The 20,657-nt window shown below is 56.5% G+C and carries 18 protein-coding genes; 10 read left to right on the top strand and 8 right to left on the bottom strand.

All coding sequences use genetic code 11. The features are described 5' to 3' along the window. Nucleotides 1–150 precede the first annotated feature (150 nt). The 6 genes from hupB to bolA all read right to left on the bottom strand — a co-directional run bounded on the left by hupB (nt 151) and on the right by bolA (nt 7,629). Nucleotides 151–423: a nucleoid-associated protein HU-beta gene (hupB, locus tag I6G83_RS12120; RefSeq protein ID WP_004954599.1), complete on the bottom strand. Its 273-nt coding sequence runs from the start codon at nt 421–423 to the stop codon at nt 151–153. 219 nt (nt 424–642) lie between these two features. Further along, entirely contained in the window at nt 643–2,997 is a 2,355-nt protein-coding gene (gene lon / locus I6G83_RS12115) for an endopeptidase La (protein WP_054305441.1), read from the bottom strand. 194 nt (nt 2,998–3,191) lie between these two features. After that, the gene (gene clpX / locus I6G83_RS12110; protein WP_015671193.1) at nt 3,192–4,463 is read right to left on the bottom strand and encodes an ATP-dependent protease ATP-binding subunit ClpX; all 1,272 of its coding nucleotides are present in this window, start codon (nt 4,461–4,463) and stop codon (nt 3,192–3,194) included. A gap of 161 nt (nt 4,464–4,624) precedes the next feature. Continuing rightward, entirely contained in the window at nt 4,625–5,248 is a 624-nt protein-coding gene (gene clpP / locus I6G83_RS12105; protein ID WP_015671192.1) for an ATP-dependent Clp endopeptidase proteolytic subunit ClpP, read from the bottom strand. A gap of 391 nt (nt 5,249–5,639) precedes the next feature. Next, nucleotides 5,640–6,944 (bottom strand): trigger factor, encoded by a 1,305-nt coding sequence (tig, locus tag I6G83_RS12100; protein WP_054305442.1) that lies wholly within the window; start codon nt 6,942–6,944, stop codon nt 5,640–5,642. A 358-nt stretch (nt 6,945–7,302) separates the two neighbouring features. Next, nucleotides 7,303–7,629: a transcriptional regulator BolA gene (gene bolA / locus I6G83_RS12095; protein WP_015671190.1), complete on the bottom strand. Its 327-nt coding sequence runs from the start codon at nt 7,627–7,629 to the stop codon at nt 7,303–7,305. A 303-nt stretch (nt 7,630–7,932) separates the two neighbouring features. Between bolA and I6G83_RS12090 the strand changes: the two genes are divergently transcribed. From I6G83_RS12090 to I6G83_RS12055, 8 genes are all read left to right on the top strand, one after another. After that, nucleotides 7,933–8,511 carry a lipoprotein gene (locus tag I6G83_RS12090; RefSeq protein WP_015671189.1) on the top strand — a complete coding sequence of 193 codons (579 nt, stop codon included), beginning with the start codon at nt 7,933–7,935 and terminating at the stop codon, nt 8,509–8,511. 50 nt (nt 8,512–8,561) lie between these two features. Continuing rightward, a complete protein-coding gene (gene ampG / locus I6G83_RS12085) occupies nt 8,562–10,040 on the top strand; it encodes a muropeptide MFS transporter AmpG (protein ID WP_054305443.1) in 1,479 nt (492 codons plus the stop codon). A gap of 442 nt (nt 10,041–10,482) precedes the next feature. Then, nucleotides 10,483–11,436 carry a cytochrome o ubiquinol oxidase subunit II gene (gene cyoA, locus I6G83_RS12080; protein WP_015671187.1) on the top strand — a complete coding sequence of 318 codons (954 nt, stop codon included), beginning with the start codon at nt 10,483–10,485 and terminating at the stop codon, nt 11,434–11,436. 4 nt (nt 11,437–11,440) lie between these two features. Continuing rightward, nucleotides 11,441–13,432 carry a cytochrome o ubiquinol oxidase subunit I gene (gene cyoB, locus I6G83_RS12075; RefSeq protein ID WP_015671186.1) on the top strand — a complete coding sequence of 664 codons (1,992 nt, stop codon included), beginning with the start codon at nt 11,441–11,443 and terminating at the stop codon, nt 13,430–13,432. Next, nucleotides 13,422–14,036: a cytochrome o ubiquinol oxidase subunit III gene (locus I6G83_RS12070; RefSeq protein WP_015671185.1), complete on the top strand. Its 615-nt coding sequence runs from the start codon at nt 13,422–13,424 to the stop codon at nt 14,034–14,036. The genes cyoB and I6G83_RS12070 overlap by 11 nt, the downstream gene beginning before the upstream one ends. Next, nucleotides 14,036–14,374: a cytochrome o ubiquinol oxidase subunit IV gene (locus tag I6G83_RS12065; protein ID WP_015671184.1), complete on the top strand. Its 339-nt coding sequence runs from the start codon at nt 14,036–14,038 to the stop codon at nt 14,372–14,374. Before I6G83_RS12070 ends, I6G83_RS12065 begins: the two co-directional genes overlap by 1 nt. Before the next feature lie 17 nt (nt 14,375–14,391). Next, nucleotides 14,392–15,282 carry a heme o synthase gene (gene cyoE / locus I6G83_RS12060; RefSeq protein ID WP_015671183.1) on the top strand — a complete coding sequence of 297 codons (891 nt, stop codon included), beginning with the start codon at nt 14,392–14,394 and terminating at the stop codon, nt 15,280–15,282. A gap of 205 nt (nt 15,283–15,487) precedes the next feature. After that, nucleotides 15,488–16,852 carry an MFS transporter gene (locus tag I6G83_RS12055; RefSeq protein WP_054305444.1) on the top strand — a complete coding sequence of 455 codons (1,365 nt, stop codon included), beginning with the start codon at nt 15,488–15,490 and terminating at the stop codon, nt 16,850–16,852. 46 nt (nt 16,853–16,898) lie between these two features. Here I6G83_RS12055 and I6G83_RS12050 read toward each other — a convergent pair whose 3' ends face one another. Then, nucleotides 16,899–17,390, bottom strand: coding sequence for a YajQ family cyclic di-GMP-binding protein (locus I6G83_RS12050; protein WP_054305445.1), 492 nt, complete (start codon nt 17,388–17,390; stop codon nt 16,899–16,901). Nucleotides 17,391–17,637: 247 nt separating this feature from the next. Between I6G83_RS12050 and panE the strand changes: the two genes are divergently transcribed. Both panE and yajL read left to right on the top strand, forming a co-directional pair. Then, complete coding sequence (gene panE, locus I6G83_RS12045; RefSeq protein ID WP_054305446.1) at nt 17,638–18,552, top strand: 2-dehydropantoate 2-reductase; 915 nt, start codon at nt 17,638–17,640, stop codon at nt 18,550–18,552. Continuing rightward, nucleotides 18,512–19,102, top strand: coding sequence for a protein deglycase YajL (gene yajL, locus I6G83_RS12040; protein ID WP_054305447.1), 591 nt, complete (start codon nt 18,512–18,514; stop codon nt 19,100–19,102). Before panE ends, yajL begins: the two co-directional genes overlap by 41 nt. A 96-nt stretch (nt 19,103–19,198) precedes the next feature. On the opposite strand, the gene thiI is transcribed toward yajL, so the two are convergent. Then, nucleotides 19,199–20,647, bottom strand: coding sequence for a tRNA uracil 4-sulfurtransferase ThiI (gene thiI, locus I6G83_RS12035; protein WP_054305448.1), 1,449 nt, complete (start codon nt 20,645–20,647; stop codon nt 19,199–19,201). Between the last annotated feature and the right edge of the window lie 10 nt (nt 20,648–20,657).

The raw sequence follows: 20,657 nt of genomic DNA, 5'->3' as shown, positions 1-20,657 counted from the left end.
ATTGACAACCCTTGTGGCAGGCTTCCCTGCGACAAAAATAAAAAAAGCGCATCAGTCCGATGCGCCTTGTATCTTACCTTACCCGCTCCGTTGCGTCAGGTGATTGTTTTAACGCAATCCCCCATGACGGCAACCGGCCAGACGCTGCAATCAGTTTACCGCGTCTTTCAGCGCTTTACCTGCGCGGAAGGCCGGTACTTTGGCAGCAGCAATCTTGATTTCTTTACCGGTCTGCGGGTTACGGCCGGTGCGGGCTGAACGCTCACGCACGGTAAAAGAACCGAAACCAACCAGAGCAACGTCGTCCCCTTCCTTCAAGGAGTCGGTAACGGATGCGATAATCGCATCTAAAGCACGTCCAGCTGCCGCTTTGGAAATATCAGCACCTGCGGCAATTTTGTCGATCAGTTGTGACTTATTCACTCTATCATCCCCTCTAGAATTCTCTCGTCGCACCGAAAAATCCCTACGGTATGCGACAGCGCAGCTGTTATATCAATCCCGTCGAAGCTTGGCAAGCCGCCAGCGGTAGCGCGGCTAACGCCAATCGACAGTGATCTAACTTAGCGGGACAAAAAAACGCTGGCAAGTACGAATTGACCTGCCAGCATAAGTTTTATCAATGTATTTTGCGATACGTCACTATTTCACCGCTACCGGCTGGGCGCCGAAGGCCGGATTCTGCAGCGCAATCTCCAACACTTCGTCGATTTTCTGCACCGGATGAATCTCCAGATCGGCGATGACGTTATCCGGGATCTCTTCCAAATCACGTTTGTTTTCGTAAGGAATCAATACCGTTTTGATGCCGCCGCGATGCGCCGCCAACAGTTTCTCTTTCAGCCCGCCAATCGGCAGCACCTGTCCGCGCAGCGTGATCTCGCCGGTCATCGCCACATCGGCGCGGACCGGGTTGCCGGTCAGGCAGGAGACCAGCGCGGTGCACATGGCGATACCGGCGCTTGGGCCATCCTTCGGCGTCGCGCCTTCCGGCACGTGCACGTGGATATCGCGCTTCTCATAGAAATCGGCGTTGATGCCCAGCTTCTCGGCCCGGGCGCGCACCACGGTCAGCGCGGCCTGAATCGACTCCTGCATCACTTCACCCAGAGAGCCGGTATAAGTCAGCTTGCCTTTGCCCGGCACGCAGGCGGTTTCAATGGTCAGCAGATCGCCGCCCACTTCCGTCCACGCCAGACCGGTCACCTGGCCCACGCGGTTTTCGGTATCCGCCCGGCCATAGTCCACGCGCTGTACGCCGAGGTAGTCTTTCAGGTTGTCGCCGTTGATTTCGATATGCTTGAGCTTCTTGTCCATCAACAGGGCTTTGACCGCCTTACGGCACAGCTTGGAGATTTCACGCTCCAGGCTACGCACCCCGGCTTCACGGGTGTAGTAGCGGATGATGCCGATAATGGCGCTGTCATCCACCGTCAGCTCATTCTTTTTCAGCGCGTTGCGTTCGATCTGCTTCGGCAGCAGGTGCTGCTTGGCGATGTTGAGCTTCTCGTCTTCGGTATAACCGGACAGACGGATCACTTCCATACGATCCAGCAGCGGCGCCGGGATATTCATCGAGTTGGAGGTGGCGACGAACATCACGTCGGACAGATCGTAATCCACTTCCAGATAGTGATCGTTAAACGCCACGTTCTGTTCCGGATCCAGCACTTCCAGCAGCGCCGAAGCCGGATCGCCGCGCATGTCGGACGACATCTTGTCGATCTCATCGAGCAGGAACAGCGGGTTCTTCACCCCGACCTTGGCCATTTTCTGGATCAGCTTGCCCGGCATGGAGCCGATATAGGTGCGGCGGTGACCGCGGATTTCCGCTTCATCACGCACGCCGCCCAGCGCCATACGCACATACTGCCGGCCGGTGGCCTTGGCGATCGACTGACCCAGCGAGGTTTTACCCACCCCCGGCGGCCCCACCAGGCACAGGATCGGCCCTTTGATTTTGCTGACGCGACTTTGCACCGCAAGATACTCAAGGATGCGGTCTTTCACCCGCTCCAGGCCGTAGTGATCGGTATCGAGCACTTCCTGCGCCTTGACCAGGTCTTTTTTCACCTTGCTGCGCGCGGTCCACGGCACCTGCAGCATCCAGTCGATATAGCCGCGCACCACGGTGGCTTCGGCCGACATCGGCGACATCATCTTCAGCTTTTGCAGTTCCGCTTCGGTTTTCTCGCGCGCCTCTTTCGGCATTTTCGACGCGTCGATTTTGCGCTTCAGCGCTTCATATTCGTCCGGCGCGTCGTCCATTTCACCCAGCTCTTTCTGAATGGCCTTCATCTGCTCATTCAGATAGTACTCGCGCTGGCTCTTTTCCATCTGCTTCTTAACGCGATTGCGGATGCGTTTCTCAACCTGCAGCAGGTCGATTTCCGACTCCATCATCGCCATCAGGTATTCGAGGCGCTCGGAGACGTCAGACATCTCCAGCACCGATTGCTTATCGGCAAGTTTCAACGGCATATGCGCGGCGATGGTGTCCGCCAGGCGCGCCGCGTCGTCGATGCTGTTCAGCGATGTCAGCACCTCCGGCGGGATTTTTTTGTTCAGTTTGATATAGCCTTCAAACTGATTGATTGCGGTGCGCACCAGCACTTCCTGCTCGCGCTCGTCGATGGCCGGCGAGTCAAGATATTCCGCCTGCGCGGCAAAGTGTTCGCCGCTGTCGGACAGCGTGGTGATGCGTGCGCGCTGCAGGCCCTCCACCAACACTTTTACCGTGCCGTCCGGCAGTTTCAGCATCTGCAGAATGGACGCTACGGTACCGACGGAAAACAGGTCGTTAATGCCAGGTTCATCCGTTGAGGCCTCTTTCTGTGCCACCAGCATGATCTTTTTATCGTGATCCATTGCGGCTTCGAGGCACCGAATCGATTTTTCCCGGCCAACAAATAACGGGATCACCATGTGCGGATAAACCACCACGTCGCGCAACGGCAGGACAGGGATTTCAATGCGTTCGGAACGCTCAGGGTTCATAGAGCTCTCTCTTAGTTTAATTTCCGCCAGGATTGAGGGGGAATCTCATGAGACGCAGGCAATCAACGTTTCATAAAACCATTTATTGAGTATATGGGGATGAATCGCCGACATTCAACGTCCAGAATGCAGGAAAAAAAAATGGGGGATAAAATCCCCCATTTTGCGATTAACCTGATGGTTTAACTGGCGAATTATTCGCCGGATGCCTGCGCTTCCGGCTTGCCGTAAATCAGCAGCGGTTTGGACTGGCCGTCAATCACCGACTCGTCAATCACCACTTTATCGACGCTTTCCAGCGACGGCAGATCGTACATGGTGTCCAGCAGCGCGCCTTCGACGATAGAACGCAGGCCGCGGGCACCGGTTTTACGCGCCATGGCCTTCTTGGCGATGGCATTCAGCGCTTCGTCGCGGAACTCCAGCTCGACGCCTTCCAGGTTGAACAACGCCTGATACTGCTTGGTCAGGGCATTCTTCGGCTCTTTCAGGATCTGAATCAGCGCCTCTTCGCTCAGCTCGCTCAGCGTCGCCACCACCGGCAGACGGCCGATGAACTCAGGGATCAGACCGAACTTGATCAGGTCTTCCGGCTCGGCCTGCAGCAGCAGCTCGCCTTCGGTGGCCTTTTCAGACTCGCCCTTCACCTTCGCGCCGAAGCCGATGCCGGAGCCGGTGTTGACGCGCTGGCCAATCACCTTGTCCAGGCCGGCGAACGCGCCGCCGCAGATAAACAGGATCTTGGAGGTGTCGACCTGCAGGAACTCCTGCTGCGGATGCTTGCGGCCGCCCTGCGGCGGTACCGCGGCAACGGTGCCTTCGATCAGCTTCAGCAGCGCCTGCTGTACGCCCTCGCCCGACACGTCACGGGTAATCGACGGGTTATCGGACTTGCGGGAAATTTTATCGATTTCATCGATATAGACGATGCCGCGCTGCGCTTTTTGCACGTCATAGTCACATTTCTGCAACAGCTTCTGGATAATATTTTCCACGTCCTCGCCCACGTAACCGGCTTCGGTCAGCGTGGTGGCGTCGGCCATGGTGAACGGCACATCCAGGAAGCGCGCCAGCGTTTCCGCCAGCAAGGTTTTGCCGCTGCCGGTCGGGCCGATCAGCAGAATGTTGCTCTTGCCCAGCTCGATACCGTTGCTGGTATCGCCGTTGCGCAGACGCTTGTAGTGGTTATACACCGCAACCGCCAGCACTTTCTTCGCCTGCTCCTGGCCGATAACGTAATCATCCAGGTGGTTGCGGATTTCGTGCGGCGTCGGCAGCGCACTGCGCTCACGATGCGGGGCAACTTCTTTAATCTCTTCGCGAATGATGTCGTTACACAGATCGACACACTCATCGCAGATATACACTGACGGACCGGCAATCAGCTTGCGCACTTCATGCTGGCTTTTGCCGCAGAAAGAGCAGTACAGCAGCTTTCCTGAACCGTCTTTGCGCTTATCTGTCATCAGTAAACCTCTTCTTTTGTCTTTGTCCCGCAGGAAAATCATGGCGGCAGTGCGCCCAAATAAATACCGGGGAACGCCGATAATGCTGCTCAGAGCGGAATCACCCGCTCTGATTACTATAGTCTATCGGCTCGCACTTAACGCTCGCCTACCGCGTAGCCTTAGCTGCGGTGCGTCAGAATGCCGTCGACCAGACCGTATTCTACCGATTCTTCCGCGGTCATAAAGCGATCGCGCTCGGTATCACGCTCGATCTGCTCCAGCGGCTGGCCGGTATGCTTGGCCATCAGCTCATTCATCCGCGCCTTCACGTTCAGAATTTCACGCGCGTGGATCTCAATATCCGTCGCCTGGCCCTGGAAACCGCCCAGCGGCTGGTGAATCATCACCCGGGAGTTCGGCAGGCAGAAACGCTTGCCTTTGGCGCCTGCAGTCAGCAGGAACGAGCCCATTGAACAGGCCTGCCCCATACAGATCGTGCTGACGTCCGGCTTGATAAACTGCATGGTGTCATAGATTGACATGCCGGCAGTGATCACGCCGCCCGGAGAGTTGATGTACAGGAAAATGTCTTTGTCCGGGCTTTCCGCTTCCAGGAACAGCATCTGCGCCACAATCAGGTTGGCCATATGGTCTTCAACCTGGCCGGTCAGGAAAATAATGCGCTCTTTCAGCAGGCGGGAATAGATGTCGTAAGAACGCTCCCCGCGTGAAGTCTGCTCCACCACCATCGGCACCAGTGCCATGTTCGGTGCAAATTGATCTCGTTCGCCACTGTATGACATTACCGTCTCCTAATAGAAATTGCCTTGGCGCCATTGTCTGCTGATTCTACTTGAGAACAGCCACGCTGACCATGCTCAACCATTCAACCTGCGCCACATGACCTGACGGTCGTTATCATCCCACGTGTCGGCAAACAACCCTCTGAATACTCCAGTTGGGGGCAGCGGCGGGAATTTCAAGCCCGGTGCGCCATTTTCCCTGCCGAACCTTGCGGCAACGCCACATCACTATCATGCCTGCAAATGTTGCAGGCAACAGGATAAATATAGTGCATATTACGGCGCTTAACCTGAGATTAATCAGCAACGTGGCAAAAAGAAAAGCCCGTAACCGAAGTTACGGGCTTTTTCAGATTACAGCCGGGAATGTCGCCATCGCCCGGCTCAGACATTACGCCTGTTGAGTCTGGTTCATCAGCTCGCTGAAGGTGGTCGCTTTTTCGCTCACTTTCGCGTTAGCCAGCAGGGTTTCCACCGCTTGCTCTTCCAGAGCCACGTTGCGCATGTTGTTCATCAGCTCTTTGTTTTTGCTGTAGAACTCGATAACTTCGCTTGGATCTTCGTAAGCGGACGCCATCTCTTCGATCAGCGCTTTCACACGGTCTTCGTCAGCTTTCAGCTCGTTGGTGCTGATCACTTCGCCCAGCAGCAGGCCGACAACAACGCGACGCTTGGCCTGTTCTTCGAACAGTTCGCGCGGCAGTTCCAGCGCTTGCTTCTCGTTGCCGCCGAAACGCTGTGCAGCCTGGCGGCGCAGCACGTCGATTTCACCGTCGATCAGCGCAGCAGGCACGTCGATGTCGTTAGCGTTGACCAGGCCGTCGATAACCTGAGTCTTGACACGGTTACGCACGGCGCCTTTCAGCTCGCGCTCCATGTTTTTACGCACTTCAGCGCGCAGGCCGTCAACGGAACCATCCGCCACGCCGAAACGCTGGATGAATTCTTCGGTCAGCTCAGGCAGCTCGCGCTCTTCCACTTTCTTCAGCACGATGGCGAACTTGGCGGCTTTACCCTTCAGGTTCTCAGCGTGGTAATCTTCCGGGAAGTTAACGTCGATGGTGAACTCTTCACCGGCCTTGTGACCAACCAGACCTTCTTCAAAGCCCGGGATCATGCGGCCCTGGCCCATCGCCAGTACGAAGTCCGCCGCTTTGCCGCCTTCGAACTCTTCACCGTCGATAGAACCGGTGAAGTCAACGGTCACGCGGTCTTCAGCTTCAACGGCGCGATCGGTGTCTTTCCAGGTCGCCTGCTGCTTACGCAGGGTATCGAGCATGGTGTCGACATCGGCGTCGTTGACTTCAACCACAGGTTTTTCAACTTCGATGTTTTCCAGGCCTTTCAGCTCAACGTCCGGATACACTTCGAATTCAACGGTGTAGCTGAAATCTTCGCCTTCCTTGTACTCGCCCGGCACGTAGTTTGGCGCGCCAGCCGGGTTAATTTTTTCTTTGATGATCGCGTCAACGAAGTTGCGCTGCATCAGATCGCCCAGCACGTCTTGACGAACAGAGGCGCCATAACGCTGCTCAACGATGTTCATCGGCACTTTGCCCTTGCGGAAACCGTCGATACGCACGCTTTTTGCTGCGTTGATCAGCTCTTTTTTCACTGCCTGCGCGATAACATCAGCAGGTACGGTGATAGAAAGACGGCGCCCAAGGCCTTGAGTGGTTTCTACTGAAACTTGCATCTTGTTACCTCAAAAAAATCACAGTGCTCGGTCAACTCCGTTCCAAGAACCAGGACGGCTGCATTACAGAACCGAGTTCCCTGATGCCGAGAGCGTCCCGAAACCATTCCGGAAAAATAAGACGCGACATTATAGCGGCGCATGCGGGGCGAGTCGAGGACAGCCGGGCGGCAGTAACGCGTTAAAATTCACACTTTTGCTGATTTTCGGCAAAAAAACGCGCCTGCCGACCGCTTTGACCGCGCAACCGTCGGCAAACCGCGTCGTCGTCAAAAACAGAAACGGCCCGCAGGCCGTTTCAAAATTCGTCAGTAGTAATACCCCAAATCGCGGCTAAAGTTCCACTGCCGCGTCAGCTTTATACGTCCGGCCAGGGTTCCGGCGTCGCACCGCGGCAAGGCGGCGAAGCGAGTACGGTATCCTGCAGTCCTTCCCACTCTTTCAGGGTATAGGTATGCAGCGCCAGCGCGTGCACGCCGTTGGCCAGCTCATCCGCCAGCTCGCCGTAGATCGCGCGGTGACGCGTCAGGAAGCGTTCGCCGACGAAGCGATCGCTGACCAATACCACCTTAAAGTGGCTCTCTGAACCCGCCGGAACGTTGTGACGATAACTTTCATCAACCACTTCCAGATACGCGGGCTCAAACGCCGCCCTTAACTTTGCTTCTATTTGCTCGCGAATCATAGGATCTCCTTACAGCTCCGGCAGAAGACATGTCATCTACTTCAATATTAGCCGGTTTTTCCCCGTGAGAATATGCCACATGTAAATTTCTCAGCCTTGCGGCGAAAAAACCGTCACAATCTCCCGGCGCTTGGGTTTTATCTTATTGAGAGCAACAAAAAAGCATGTTTTTATCATCCACAGCTAAAAAATTGCCATTCAGTAACCTTGGGACACTTCCCCCGGCCGGCGGCGATGCTATCATGTCGGCCAGATGATTGTTGGCAATACCATTCCGACTCAGACGAAAACGAGAGCGCTAACATGTTAAAAAAACTTTGTCTTCCATTATTAGGCGCGCTGCTGCTGGCCGGCTGCGCCAGCAGCAGCAATACCCTTAACGTCACGCCGAAGATCGTGCTGCCGACTCAGGATCCGACGCTGCAGGGCGTCACCATCAGCATCAACGGCGCCGACCAGCGCAAGGATCAGGCGCTGGCCAAGGTTAACCGCGACAGCCGTCTGGTCACCCTGACGCCATCGCGCGACCTGCGTTTCCTGCTGCAGGAAGTGCTGGAGAAACAAATGGGCGCGCGCGGCTATATGATCGGCCCGAACGCGCCGGTTGATCTGCAGATCGTGATGAACCATCTGTACGCCGACGTCACCGAAGGCAACCTGCGCTACAGCATCACCACCAAGGCCGATATCTCGATTATCGCCGTGGCGAAAAACGGCAACAAGCAGGTGAAAAACTACCGCTCGACCTATAACGTGCAGGGCGCCTTTAACGCGACCAACGATAAAATCACCAACGCGGTCAATACCGTGCTCGGCGACGTGATCGCCGATATGGCGCAGGACACCAGCGTCAACGACTTTATCAAGCAGAACGCGCGTTAATCTGACGCCTTGCGCCGCCCGGCGTGTCGGGCGGCGCAGACAGGGAACTCATGTCTAAACAGTACTTTGCGATTTTCACCCAGCGTAACTCGCTGATCCTGCTGCTGCTGGGGTTCGCCTCCGGCCTGCCGTTGGCGCTGACCTCCGGCACGCTGCAGGCCTGGATGACCGTCGAGAATATCGATCTGAAAACTATCGGCATCTTTTCGCTGGTCGGTCAGGCCTACGTCTTTAAATTCCTCTGGTCGCCGTTTATGGACCGCTATACGCCGCCGTTCCTCGGCCGGCGCCGCGGCTGGCTGCTGATCAGTCAGCTGCTGCTGGTGGTAGCGATCGTGGCGATGGGCTTTATGAACCCGGCGCAGCACCTGTGGTGGCTGGCCGCGCTGGCGGTGCTGGTGGCGTTCTGCTCCGCCTCGCAGGATATCGTGTTCGACGCCTACAAAACCGACCTGCTGGCGGCGGAAGAGCGCGGCGCCGGGGCGGCGATCTCCGTGCTGGGCTACCGTCTGGCGATGCTGGTGTCCGGCGGACTGGCGCTGTGGCTGGCGGACCGCTACTTCGGCTGGCAGGCCACCTACTGGCTGATGGCCGGGCTGATGCTGCTCGGCATTGCCGCCACGCTGCTGGCGCCGGAGCCTGACGACAGCATTCCCGCGCCGCGCACCATGGAACAGGCGGTCATCGCCCCGCTGCGCGACTTCTTCGCCCGCAACAACGCCTGGCTGATACTGCTGCTGATCGTGATGTACAAAATGGGCGACGCCTTTGCCGGCAGCCTGAGCACCACCTTCCTGATCCGCGGCGTCGGCTTTGACGCCGGCGAGGTCGGGCTGGTCAACAAAACGCTCGGTCTGTTCGCCACCATCGTCGGCGCGCTGTTTGGCGGCGTGCTGATGCAGCGCCTCTCCCTGTTCCGCGCGCTGATGCTGTTCGGCATGCTGCAGGCGGTGTCGAACCTCGGCTACTGGATCCTGGCGGTGACCGACAAAAACATCCTCAGCATGGGCAGCGCCATCTTCCTGGAAAACCTGTGCGGCGGCATGGGCACCGCCGCCTTTGTCGCGCTGCTGATGACGCTGTGCAACAAATCCTTCTCGGCCACCCAGTTCGCCCTGCTGTCGGCGCTGTCGGCGGTGGGCCGGGTTTACGTCGGCCCCATTGCCGGCTGGTTCGTCGAGGCGCACGGCTGGCCGCTGTTTTACCTGTTCTCTATCGCTGCGGCGATTCCCGGCCTGATCCTGCTGGCCATCTGCCGCCGGACGCTGGAGTACACGCAGAACACCGACGACTTTATGCCGCGCACCGAATTCCAGCGGGCCTACCGCTGGGCGCTGCGTCTGCTGAGCGTCGGCTGCAGCCTGCTGGCGCTGTGGCTGCTGCTGCTGATCAGCAACGCGCTGGGCTGGAGTACGCTGCCGCAGCTGGCCGACGCCGCGCTGCAGGCCGGCGCGGCCCTGAGCCTGGCGGGTATCGTCACCGGCAGCCTGCTCGACTATCTGGCGCTGCGCCGCACGCGCCTGGCGTAAAACCCCCGCAGACCGGCGCTGACGCCGGTCTGCGGAATGCATTGGTTAAATAATTTTATTTCTATGTAAAAATATAATTTCCGCCTGAATTATTTTTTTCACCCTCAGAAAAAGATTATAAATAAAATTAAATTCACCTGTATTAAACAAATATTTTACATTAAATATACTTTTATGCCCCATTCCCAAAAATCCCTTCTGAGCACTAAATCATCATACCTTTGTTTTTCCATAAGATAGCGTCCCCCCGGCACGATTCAGCATGCCAACGCATTGTTGCCATTGGGAAATTGTCACGTAGCGTTACATCTGTGACAACGTTAACAGAAAGTGTCAACGGGGCGCTGACACAAGCCTAAGCATGTTTACAGTACTGCAACCTTCCCGTAAAATGCCCGCACACATGAAACGACAATAGAGCCTTTGTAATTGAGGTCGTTAGATGAGACTTAAGAAATACAATAAAAGTATCGGGATGTTGTCATTATTCGCATCCACTGTAATGCTCAGTGGGTGCGATATGGTTTTGATGAATCCCAAAGGAGCAATAGGTGTTGAACAACGGACACTGATAATCACCGCTATCGCATTAATGCTGATCGTGGTGATTCCAGTCATCATCATGGCGTTCGGCTTTGCCTGGAAGTATCGCGCTTCCAACAAGGATGCCAAGTACAGTCCTAACTGGTCACACTCCAACAAGATTGAAGCGGTCGTCTGGACCATTCCAATCATCATCATCGCCATCCTTGGCACCATTACCTGGAAAACGACGCACGAACTGGATCCATTCAAGCCGATTGTCACCGACAAGAAGCCGATGACCATTGAAGTGGTGTCGCTGGACTGGAAATGGCTGTTTATCTACCCAGAGCAGGGTATTGCGACGGTGAATGAATTGGCCTTCCCGAAAGATGTTCCAGTCGAATTCAAGATCACCTCTAACTCGGTAATGAACTCGTTCTTTATTCCTCAGTTAGGTGGACAGATTTATGCGATGGCCGGCATGCAGACCAAACTGCATCTGATCGGCAACGAAGCGGGGCAATACGCAGGTATTTCCAGCAGCTTCAGCGGTCGCGGGTTCTCCGGAATGAAATTTAACGCCATTGTCACCCCAACCGAAGGCGACTTCGATCAGTGGGTTAACAAGGTGAAAGCGTCTTCCAAGAACCTCAATACCACCGACGACTTTAACAAACTGGCAGAGCCGAGTGAAAACAACCCGGTTGAGTACTTCTCCAGTGTCAAACCTAATTTGTTCAAAGAAACAATTGGCAAATTCATGGGCGACATGCACATGCACAAGGGCGCTGAAGCAAACGCGCACGAAGGCATGGACATGAGCCAGGGTATGAACATGGGTGAACATGCTCACGCCGGAGCCGAGGAATAATCTGATGTTGGGAAAATTAACGCTTGATGCGGTTCCGTACCACGAACCGATCATCATGGTCACCGTTGCGGCAATTATTGTTGGAGGCCTGGCTCTGCTGGCGCTGATAACATATTTGGGCAAGTGGAAATGGTTGTGGAGCGAATGGCTGACCTCCGTCGACCATAAAAAAATTGGTATTATGTACATCATCGTGGCGATGGTCATGCTGCTGCGCGGCTTTGCCGACGCCATCATGATGCGTAGCCAGCAGGCGCTTGCGTCTGCCGGCGAGGCCGGCTTCCTGCCGCCGCACCACTATGACCAAATCTTTACCGCGCACGGCGTAATCATGATCTTCTTCATGGCGATGCCTTTCGTGGTTGGTCTGATGAACGTGGTTGTACCGCTGCAAATCGGTGCGCGCGACGTTGCCTTCCCGTTCCTGAACTCCCTGAGCTTCTGGTTCTTCGTGGTGGGCGTCGTACTGATCAACATCTCTCTGGGGGTTGGTGAGTTCGCGCAGACCGGTTGGCTGGCGTATCCGCCGCTGTCCGGCAAGGAGTACAGTCCTGGCGTCGGGGTCGATTACTGGATCTGGAGTCTGCAGATTTCCGGTCTGGGCACCCTGCTGACCGGCGTTAACTTCTTCGCCACCATTCTGAAGATGCGCGCCCCTGGCATGCCTCTGATGAAGATGCCGGTATTCACCTGGGCGGCGCTGTGTACTAACGTCCTGATTATCGTTTCTTTCCCAATTCTGACCGTCACCATCGCGCTGCTGACCCTGGATCGCTATCTGGGCACCCATTTCTTCACCAATGATATGGGCGGCAACATGATGATGTACATCAACCTGATTTGGGCCTGGGGTCACCCAGAAGTGTACATCCTGGTTCTGCCGGTATTCGGTGTGTTCTCCGAAGTTACCGCAACCTTCTCGAAGAAACGCCTGTTCGGCTATACCTCTCTGGTATGGGCAACCATCGCGATTACCGTTCTGTCGTTCATCGTATGGCTGCACCACTTCTTTACCATGGGTTCCGGCGCGAACGTTAACGCCTTCTTCGGTATCGCCACCATGATTATTTCCATCCCGACCGGGGTGAAAATCTTCAACTGGCTGTTCACCATGTATCAGGGTCGTATTCAGTTCAACTCTGCCATGCTGTGGACCATCGGCTTCATCATCACCTTCTCCATCGGTGGTATGACCGGCGTTCTGCTGGCGGTGCCGGGCGCGAACTTCGTGCTGCACAACAGCCTGTTCCTGATTGCGCACTTCCACAACGTCATCATCGGCGGCGTGGTGTTCGGCTGCTTCGCCGGCCTGACCTACTGGTTCCCGAAATCCTTCGGCTTCACGCTGAACGAAACCTGGGGCAAACGCGCCTTCTGGTTCTGGATCATCGGTTTCTTCGTCGCCTTTATGCCGCTGTACGCGCTGGGCTTTATGGGCATGACCCGTCGTATCAGCCAGAACATCAACCCTGAGTTCCATCCGCTGCTGATGGTTGCTGCGGGCGGTGCTGCGCTGATTGCCTGCGGTATCCTGTGCCAGCTGATTCAGATCTTCGTCAGTATCCGTGACCGCGAGCAGAACCGCGACCTGACCGGTGACCCGTGGGGCGGCCGTACTCTGGAGTGGGCAACGTCTTCTCCACCGCCGTTCTATAACTTTGCCACCATGCCTGAAATTCACGACCGTGATGCATTCTGGGACATGAAAGAAAAAGGCGAAGCGTATAAGAAACCGGCCAAGTACGAACCGATTCATATGCCTAAGAACACCGGCGCCGGCGTTATCATCGGCTTCTTCAGCCTGATCTTCGGTTTCGCCATGATCTGGGAAATCTGGTGGATGGCTCTGGCCGGCTTCATCGGCATGATCGTAGTCTGGATCGCCAAGAGCTTCGACCAAGATGTTGACTACTATGTGCAGGTTGATGAAATCGAGCGCATTGAGAACCAACACTATGAACAAATCAGCAAAGCAGGCGTGAAACATGTCAACTGATACTCTGACTAACCACAACGCAGCCCATGCAGAGCATGGGCACCACGACGCAGGAGAGACCAAAGTCTTCGGATTTTGGATCTACCTGATGAGCGACTGTATTTTGTTTGCGAGCTTGTTCGCGACTTATGCAGTCCTGGTGAACGGGACCGCTGGCGGTCCCTCTGGCAAAGACATCTTCGATCTGAAGTTTGTTCTGGTTGAGACGTTCCTGCTGCTGTTCAGCTCCATCACCTACGGGATGGCGATGATCGGCATGAACAAAGGCAAAGTCGGCAGCGTTAACACCTGGCTGTTCCTGACCTTCCTGTTCGGTCTCGGCTTCGTGGCGATGGAAATCTATGAATTCCATCACCTGATCGCTGAAGGCTTCGGCCCGGATCACAGTGCATTCCTGTCCAGCTTCTTCGCGCTGGTCGGTACCCACGGTCTGCACGTGTCCGCCGGTCTGGTCTGGATCATCATCATGATGATTCAGGTGAGCAAGCGCGGTCTGACTTCAACCAACAAAACCCGTCTGATGTGCCTGAGCCTGTTCTGGCACTTCCTGGATGTGGTATGGATTTGCGTATTTACCGTTGTTTATCTGCTGGGGGTTATGTAATGAGCCATTCATCCCATGAAACCTCTCACGGCGGCGCAAGCCACGGCAGCGTTAAGTCATACCTGATCGGCTTTATCCTGTCGGTCATCCTGACGGTAATTCCATTTATGATGGTGATGAACGGCACTGCCTCTCACTCCACCATCCTGGCGGTTGTGGTCGGCATGGCGGTTATCCAGGTGATTGTTCACCTGGTTTACTTCCTGCACATGAACACTTCATCGGAAGAGCGCTGGAACCTGGTGGCATTACTGTTCACCGCTATGATCATCGGTATCGTTGTTGTGGGTTCACTGTGGATTATGTACAACCTCAACCTCAATATGATGGTCGATTAAGAGCCGAGCCGTAAGTAATGATGAAGCAATACCTGCAAGTAACTAAACCAGGAATTATTTTCGGTAATTTAATTTCTGTCGTTGGGGGATTCCTGTTGGCTTCCAAAGGAAGCATCGACTATCCCCTGTTTCTCGCCACCCTGGTGGGTGTCTCGTTGGTTGTCGCCTCGGGCTGTGTGTTTAACAACTACATTGACCGTGACATCGACAAGAAAATGGAGAGAACGAAGAACCGGGTGCTGGTTAAAGGCCTGATCGCGCCGAATGTCACCCTGGTTTATGCTACCGCGCTGGGTATTGCTGGCTTTGCCTTGCTGTATACCGCCGCCAACCCGCTGGCCATGTGGCTGGCGGTGATGGGCTTCGTGGTTTATGTCGGCGTTTATAGCCTGTATATGAAGCGCCATTCTGTTTATGGCACGCTGATCGGCAGCCTGTCAGGCGCCGCGCCGCCGGTTATCGGCTACTGCGCGGTGACCAACGAGTTCGATATGGGCGCGTTGATCCTGCTGGCTATCTTCAGCCTGTGGCAGATGCCGCACTCCTATGCGATTGCCATCTTCCGCTTCAAAGACTATCAGGCCGCCAATATTCCGGTGCTGCCGGTAGTCAAAGGCATCTCCGTCGCCAAGAACCACATTACGGTCTACATCCTGGCGTTTATGATCGCCACTCTGATGCTGACCCTGAGCGGCTACGCCGGGTACAAATACCTGGTGGTGGCGGCCGCAGTCAGCGTATGGTGGCTCGGCATGGCGTTACGCGGTTATAAAACCGAGAATGACAGCATCTGGGCGCGCAAACTGTTTGTGTTCTCGATTGTTGCCATCACCTCGCTCAGCGTAATGATGTCGATCGATTTTAGCGCCTCGGCGTCGCCGGAAACGTTGTTAACTTACGTCTGGTAACTCGCTATCCGTCAATGGGCCGCTGATGCGGCCCATTTTATTTTCACGCTTCTGCAGCCGGGAAATGCTGTAATATCTGCTAAATAACATTACGTTTACCCTCCCCTGCCCTTCACACTAAAATAGCCGCACCCCAAAAGTTATCCCAGCAGGCTCTGACGGCCAGAACCTGACGGGATAGTTTTTACTGAGGTTCGAAGTTTGCATGAACGATAATACGATGACCCCGCTGGAACGCCGGGCGACCTGGGGTCTGGGCACGGTATTCTCACTGCGCATGCTCGGCATGTTTATGGTGCTGCCGGTGCTGACCACCTACGGCATGGCGTTGAACGGCGCCAGCGAAACGCTGATCGGCATCGCCATCGGCATTTACGGCCTGGCGCAGGCGGTGTTCCAGATTCCGTTTGGCCTGATCTCCGACCGCATCGGCCGTAAGCCGCTGATCGTCGGCGGACTGCTGGTGTTTGCCCTCGGCAGCGCGATCGCCGCGCTCAGCGACTCCATCTGGGGCATTATCCTCGGCCGCGCGCTGCAGGGCTCCGGCGCCATCGCCGCGGCGGTGATGGCGCTGCTGTCCGATCTGACCCGCGAGCAGAACCGCACCAAGGCGATGGCGTTTATCGGCATCAGCTTTGGCATCACCTTCGCCATCGCCATGGTGCTGGGGCCGGTGATTACCCACGCGCTGGGGCTGCATGCGCTGTTCTGGATGATCGCCGCCCTGGCGCTGTGCGGCATCGTGATTACCTTACTGGTGGTGCCTTCCGCCGACCGCCACGTGCTCAACCGCGAGTCCAGCATGGTGCGCGGCAGCTTCAGCAAGGTGCTGAACAATCCGCGCCTGCTGAAGCTCAATCTCGGCATTATGTGCCTGCATATTCTGCTGATGTCGAGCTTCGTCGCCCTGCCGCTGGCGATGGAGAAAGCCGGCCTGGCGGCCAGCAGCCACTGGATCGTCTATCTGGTGACCATGCTGGTGTCGTTCGTGTCGGTAGTGCCGTTTATCATTTACGCCGAGAAGAAGCGGCGCATGAAGCAGGTGTTTATGGGCTGCGTGGCGGTGCTGTTCGCCGCCGAGCTGGTTCTGCTGATTTCCGGCCAGCATCTGTGGGGCATCATCGCCGGCGTACAGCTGTTCTTTATGGCGTTTAACGTGATGGAGGCGATTCTGCCTTCGCTGATCAGTAAAGAGTCGCCGGCCGGCTATAAAGGCACCGCGATGGGCGTGTACTCCACCAGCCAGTTTATCGGCGTCGCCATCGGCGGCAGCCTCGGCGGCTGGCTCTACGGCCTGCACGGCGCCGGCCTGGTGTTTATCGCCGGCGCGCTGATTGCCGCCGGCTGGTTTATCATCAGCAGCACCATGCAGGAGCCGCCGTACGTCAGCAGCCTGCGCATCACGCTGTCGGAGCTGGCGGCCAAAGACACCTCGCTGGCAAGCAGGCTGCAGGCCCAGCCCGGCGTGGCGGAAGCCATCGTCGTGCCGGAAGAGCGCAGCGCCTATGTGAAGGTCGATACCAAACAGACCAATCGCGGGCAGTTGGAAACGCTGGTCAATACGCTATAAACAATAACGCCGGGCAAGCCCGGCGTTATTATTCACATCACAACAATCAGTCGCGGAAGTTTTTAAACTGGAACGGCTGCCCCAGGTTACCGCCGCGCACCAGCGCCATCACGCTTTGCAGATCGTCACGGGATTTCCCGGTTACGCGCACTTCGTCACCCTGAATCTGCGCCTGCACTTTCAGCTTGCTGTCTTTAATCAGCTTGACGATCTTCTTCGCCAGTTGGGTTTCAATCCCCTGCTTCAGCTTGGCGTCAACGCTGTAGGTTTTACCGCTGTGCTCGAACTCTTCCGGGATCTCCAGCGCCGCGCCGTCAATGCCGCGCTTGGCCAGTTTTTCACGCAGGATATCAAGCAGCTGCTGAACCTGAAAATCGGATTCGCTGGCAACCTTGATGGATTCATTTTTTTCGTTCAGCTCAAAGCTGGCCGGCACGTTGCGAAAATCCCAGCGGGTGCCCAGATCGCGCGAGGCGTTCTCAACGGCGTTGCGCACTTCCTGCATATCTATTTCGGAAACAATGTCGAAAGATGGCATACTTCTTCCTCCTGAATGAGAGCCCAAACTATCAGGCGATTTCGATGGCGTGCATGATACCCGCTTTGCCGGTTAAGGCAAAATCCCGATGTCACGGCAACGCAAACGTCCACACACAGGAAAGTCTACAATTTATAGTGTCAGGTCAGCGGTTCGCCGATGGCGCTCAGCGCTCGGCGTATTGACCTGCTCCCCGGCAACACGATAACGGATAACGGCAATGCCCCGTTCCCCCCAAGGAGGATGGATGAAAATAACTGTTCTTGGTTGCGGCGCTCTCGGGCAGCTGTGGCTCTCCCGGCTGTATCAGCAGGGCCATGATGTACAAGGATGGTTACGCGTACCTCAGCCGTTTTGCGCCGTCGACGTGATTGAAACCGACGGCTCCCGCTTCAGTCAGAGCCTGCCCAGCAACGACGCCGAGCATCTGCGCAACAGCGAACTGCTGCTGGTGACGCTCAAGGCCTGGCAAGTCTCCGATGCGGTGGCGGCCCTGCTGCCAAAGCTCAACCCAGCGTGCGCCATTTTGCTGCTGCACAACGGCATGGGCACCCAGGATGAACTGCCGGCCAACGAGCGGCCGATTCTGCAGGGCACCACTACCCATGCCGCGCGCCACGACGGCCATACCATTATTCACGTCGCCGACGGCACCACCCATATCGGCCCGACCTCACCGGCGGCGGCGTCGCTCAGCCATCTGGCGGAAGTTCTGCACCAAGCATTGCCGGACGTCGCCTGGCACAACACGATTACCGCGGCGCTGTGGCGCAAGCTGGCGGTCAACTGCGTGGTCAATCCGCTGACCGCGCTGTATGACTGCCGCAACGGCGATCTGCGCCGTTATCCAGAACAGATCGCGCTGATCTGCAGCGAGGTGGCCGCCGTGATGGCCGTAGAGGGCCACCACACCACCTGCGACGGGCTGCAGCAATATGTGATGCAGGTGATAGAAACCACCGCGGACAACATCTCCTCCATGCTGCAGGATATTCACGCCCAGCGGCACACCGAGATCGACTATATTACCGGTTATCTGCTGCGGCGCGCCCGCAGCCACGGCATGACGCTGCCGGAAAACGCCCGGCTGTTTGATTTGGTAAAGCGAAAGGAAAATGAGTATGAACGTATCGGTGTTGGTCTGCCTGGCGCCTGGAAGTGAAGAGACCGAGGCGGTCACCGCCATCGATCTGCTGGTGCGCGCCGGGATTAAGGTCACGACCGCCAGCGTAGCCGGCGACGGCAGTCTGACCATCGTCTGCTCCCGCGGCGTTAAGCTGCTGGCGGACGCGGCGCTGGTTGAAATCGTCGATGAACCATTTGACGCCATCGTGCTGCCCGGCGGCCTGCAGGGTGCCGAATGCTTCCGCGACAGCCCGCTGCTGGTAGAGAAAGTGCGGCAGATGCATCTGCAGAGGAAAATCGTCGCCGCTATCTGCGCCGCGCCGGCGCTGGTGCTGCAGCACCACGATCTGTTCCCGGTCGGCAATATGACCGGCTTCCCCGGCCTGAAACAGCATATCCCGCAGGAGAAATGGATGGAGCGCCGGGTGGTGTATGACGCCCGCGTTAACCTGCTGACCAGCCAGGGGCCGGGAACCGCCATGGAGTTCAGCCTGAAGCTGATCGATCTGCTGCTCGGGAAAGCCAAGGCGGCGGAGGTTGCGGCGCAGCTGGTGCTGATTCCGGGCATGTACGATTTCAGCGACTAAGCGTTTATTTATGCGGCCACTAACTGAGACTTGGCTGTCATCAAGTCAGTGGCCGTGATGCACGCCGGCAACCAACAACGCTGAGGCGTATAAGACTCAGGGACGGTACACTTTAATATTGGTGTACCCCTGCTCCAGCAGATACAGCGCCTGCAGACGGCTCATCACGCCGCGCTCGCAGTACAGCAGGTAGGTTTTGCTCTGATCCAGATCGCCGAACTGGGTGCCCAGCTTGTAGAACGGCAGCGCTTTCACCTCTACCTGCTCCAGCTGCAGCGGCTTTTCGTCCTGCTCGTCTACGGAGCGGATATCCAGAATCACCTGGTCGGCATTAAACGCCGCCACGGTTTCTACTTCCGTGACCTGCTCCTGGGTTTCACTGGCGATGGTGCGGATATCTACGTTGCGCGCTTCGCGCACCACCCGCTCGAGGATCTCGAAATCGAAGTTGCCCTCTTCTTCCTCGATCTTCGCCTTCACCGCTTTTACCGTCGGGCTTTTAGAGATCACGCCGCAATATTCCGGCATGGTTTTGGCGAAGTCTTCGGTGCCGATCTGGCGCGCCACGTTGATGATGTGCTCTTTATCGTGAGAGATCAGCGGACGCAGGATCAGGGTGTCTGAGGCGTTGTCGATCAGGCGCAGGTTGGTCAGGGTCTGGCTGGACACCTGTCCCAGCGCTTCGCCGGTCACCAGCGCCTGTACGCCGTAGCGTTCCGCCACTTTGGAGGCGGCGCGCACCATCATGCGCTTGAGCACCACGCCCATTTGGCCGTCGTCGACTTTTTCCAAAATTTCGCCCACCACCGGCTCAAAATCGATCGCCACGAAGCGCACCTTGTGCGAGCTGCCGAAGCGGTTCCACAGGTAATGCGCCACCTGTTTAACGCCGATCTCATGCGCGGCGCCGCCCAAGTTGAAGAAGCAGTAATGCACCCGGCAGCCGCGACGCATCAGCATATAGCTGGAAACGCCGGAGTCAAAACCGCCGGAAATCAGCGACATGACGTCTTCCTGAGTGCCAATCGGGTAGCCGCCGATGCCTTCACGACGCGCTTTCACCATCATCAGCTTGTCATCTTCAATCTCAAGGTTGACCGTCACCTGCGGATGGTTCAGTTTTACCCGCGCGCTCTCGATATGCTGGTTCAGGCCGCCGCCGACGTAGCGTTCCACGTCCTGCGAACTGAATTCCTGCTTGCCGCGACGCTTCACGCGCACGCAGAAGGTCTTGCCTTCCAGCCGCTCGCGATAGGCTTCCAGCGTCTGCTCGAAGATATGGTGGATATCGGTGTAGGCGCGGTCTTCCACTTCCAGAATATGGTGGATGCCGGGAATGCGCGTCAGCGCGTCGGCAATCGCCGGCCGCTGGTTTTCGTCTTTGGCGCGGACTTCAATAAAGTCCCAGTGCCGGACCACCGCCAGGTTTTCATCATACTGCTTCAGGACATTACGAATGTTGGTGGTAAGAATCTTTATGAAGCGCAAGCGCACAGATTGACTCTTGATGGTGATTTCCGGGAACAATTTAATGATAAACTTCATGGCGGTCTTT

Source organism: Serratia rubidaea, assembly GCF_016026735.1.
GTDB classification, from domain to species: domain Bacteria; phylum Pseudomonadota; class Gammaproteobacteria; order Enterobacterales; family Enterobacteriaceae; genus Serratia_B; species Serratia_B rubidaea.
This window is presented reverse-complemented; position numbering and strand designations above follow the sequence as displayed.